Here is a 666-nt window from a genome sequence, read left to right on the forward strand (position 1 = left end):
TGCTCAATCATCAGTTGCTTCATGAGAATACAACCGAAACTTGGGAAATCTGGCTGAACTCTCTTGGCGTCGATTGTGCCGATGGGCTCAAAGGTCCTCGCCTGTGGCAGGGCAACTTGACGAGCGATGCGTCCCGCCACGGACGGGGCATTGCCCTGACCAACCCCTTGCTCGCCGAAAAGCACCTTACAAGAGGCGACCTGGTCTGGATCGGCAAGGATAATCCGACTTTTCCAGCAAGGCGGGGCGACTATGTTTTGATCGCCCGTCACGATCGTTGGAACGAACCAAGCTTGCGAAAATTCCGTCAATGGCTGACCAATACGATCGCCAAGGACACGCCTCAGTTCAAGCCAGGCAGCTAGCTCAGCGCATCCACAGCGGCATTGAAGAAATCATTATCCAGGATCGCTTCCGAGAATTTTGGCTTCGACCGGCAACTCAGAACGGTCAGCACAATTCCACGACTGGGATTGACATAGATATATTGCCCGAAGATTCCCCGTGCGCTGAATGCGCCTTCCTTAAAATCACCGTCGCGGTCAGGCACGGGCCACCACATATACCCGTAGTTCAATGGGTCGGATCCCGCCATACGTGGCTCAGTAGCTTCCTTGAACCAACCTTTCGGTACGACCGATTCCCCGTCGATCACCCCGCCATTCA

At 54.7% G+C, this 666-nt stretch carries 2 pseudogenes; one reads left to right on the plus strand and one right to left on the minus strand.

The features are described from left to right. A pseudogene (locus B4F73_RS16355) lies at positions 1 to 365 on the plus strand (hypothetical protein); the annotation flags it as partial. Here B4F73_RS16355 and B4F73_RS16360 read toward each other — a convergent pair. Further along, positions 362 to 666 (minus strand): annotated as a pseudogene (locus B4F73_RS16360) (serine hydrolase); the annotation flags it as partial. The pseudogenes B4F73_RS16355 and B4F73_RS16360 sit on opposite strands and share 4 nt — an antisense overlap.

It is taken from the genome of Hyphomonas sp. UBA3601, assembly GCF_002375605.1.
Lineage (GTDB): Bacteria > Pseudomonadota > Alphaproteobacteria > Caulobacterales > Hyphomonadaceae > Hyphomonas.